Here is a 2349-nt window from a genome sequence, read left to right on the forward strand (position 1 = left end):
CGTCAGCACGACGGTCGGCAATTTGGTCGAACTCCACGACCAAGGATGGAATGGCATCTGGTGCTCGATCCTGGCTGACCGCTTTGCTGCCGGCGCGATCCCTCCCTCCTCCCACATCTGCGGCAACCCGCCATGGGTCAAATGGAGCAACCTGCCAAAGGACTATGCCCAGTCGATCCAGAAGCATTGTCGGGGGCTCGGCGTATTCAGCACCGACAAATGGGTAGGCGGCATCGAGTCGGACATCTCGACTGTGATCACCTACCAGGCAGTAAAGCACTACCTCGCGCGGGATGGGCGCCTGGGCTTCTTCCTACCCGGATCAGTATTCACAACCGAGTCCAGTGCCGGCTTCAGGCGCTTCTCGATCGACAACGGTAGCTTACAGTGCCGCGTCCTGCTGGTTGAGGACTACCAGGACATCAAGCCGTTCGACGGAGTCAGCAACCACCCGACGTTCCTGATGCTCCAACGGGACGCAGCAACTTCATTCCCTGTTCCCTACCGCTCATGGGCCACAGATCCGAACGGCAGCGGCAACCAGCGGACCTACGCTTCGGCAGAGCATTTTCGCCGTACTGCCAAACGCATTGACGGAACCGCGATACCAGTACCAGGCGGCGATGGAACGCGTCCATGGCTCGTCGGATCTGCGCACGACCAAGCCGTGTTCTCGAAGGTTTTTGCGGCAGGCGCAAAGCCTGAGTACAAGGCACGGAAAGGCATTACAACCGACCGCAACGGCATCTTCTGGGTCCATGCCACTGGTGCAGTTGGAGCCAACCTGGTAACGGTGCGAAACGCGGCCGACATCGGCAAGACGAAGGGGATTCCCCAGATCACCGCGACGATAGAGTCTGAGCACCTCTTCCCACTTCTGCGCGGCCGCGGCGTTGCACCGTTCAATGCCGTGCCAGAAATGGATCTCCGCATCCTTGTTCCCCAACGGGGCATGCATGGCGACCCAGACTTGCCGACCGCAAGCCCGCACACATTCAAGTTCCTCAACCGCTTCAAAAGCCATCTCGAACAGCGGTCCAGCCTGAAAAGGTTCCAGAGGGGACAAGAATTTTATTCGCTTTGGAGCACCGGCCCCTACACATTCGCCCCGTTCAAGGTACTCTGGCGCGAGATGGGCAACACCTTCGCCGCGGCTTACATCGGCAATGCGTCAATCGAACACGCGGGCGACAAGACCGTTGTGCCTGACCATAAGCTCTACTTCATTCCGGTCGAATCGGAGCCCGAGGCGGCCTACCTGACAGGTTTCCTGAACGCTCCTACCATTGCCCAGGCAGTGTCTGCATATGCGGCACAGCTCAGCCTAGGTGCCAGCGTTGCTGAGTACCTCAACATCCCAAAGTTCGACGAGGCCAGTGCGCAGATGGCTGCCATCGGCAGCATCGCGCGGGGTCTCACAAATAGTGCAGGCAACGTACAGTCCAAAGATCTTGAGCAACTGGACTTACGGGTCCGAGAACTGCTATCGATCTAGCGGGAGCAGCGCGCACAGGCCGTTCCAAAATCTGGCTCTGCATAAGTAAACGTATCAAGAAGCGAGCTCCGTTGTTGAAAGACGGCCCGTCCGCTGCGAGTACCACTGCAGCGCCTCCTCTGAAGCAGCCATGATAGCCAGGCGACCAGTCGCCCTCGTGCACGCGACGTACAGGTCATCAGAGCTAAGTGCCGGAATCCGCCCAGGGACATCGGCATGCAGCATGATTACGTTCTTTCCCTCAAGCCCTTTAAACGACCTGATAGTGGAGAAGTAAACAAAGCCAGGTTTTCCGAGCAAGGCAATGTCTTCGGTCACCTCGAGGCCATGGGCGCGCTTGGTCAACTTCAAGCAGGAGTTCTCCAGCTTGAACGGCGACAGGAAGATCGCCCCGCCCTCAGGGGCAAGCTCATGCGCAGCGGCCCATGCAGCGGCTGCAGCTGTTGCGCCCCACCCCTTCTTTACAAGCGGGGCCACACCCAATGGAACGCCAGGCATATGCACGACAGAAAGTTCGCAGCAGCCATTGGTTGCAGCGTTTACAAGCTGGGTATTGCGGCAATTGTGGTAGAGCCTGAATGTGACCTCAGCGCCGATCGGCTCCTGCTTGGTCAACTTGTACACGTTCTGCTCCCAGTCGGCGAAAAATAGCCATTGGCCTGCCGGAGTGAGCATGTCCAGCAATGCTAGCAAGCGGAGTTCTCCGAAGTCTTGGCCCTCGTCCACGATGATCGCTTCGTACTTGGACTGCAACGGTAGTTCTGCCGCAACGTCCTGGACGAGCGAAGGAAGCTCTTCCGTGAAGAAGTTGTCCCCGATTTTTCGCCCGTCAGGTACTCCGGCAAACTGGTAGA

General features: G+C 58.4%; 2 protein-coding genes. One reads left to right on the forward strand and one right to left on the reverse strand.

The window, feature by feature from the left end:
- The coding region (locus D3H34_RS34390; RefSeq protein ID WP_167481315.1) for a hypothetical protein at positions 1 to 1495 on the forward strand (1495 nt) is incomplete at its 5' end.
- Between the two features lie 54 nt (positions 1496 to 1549).
- On the opposite strand, the gene D3H34_RS31830 is transcribed toward D3H34_RS34390, so the two are convergent.
- A partial coding sequence (locus tag D3H34_RS31830; RefSeq protein ID WP_167481316.1) for a DEAD/DEAH box helicase occupies positions 1550 to 2349 on the reverse strand: 800 nt, incomplete at its 5' end.

The sequence above is a fragment of the Acidovorax cavernicola genome (assembly GCF_003581445.1).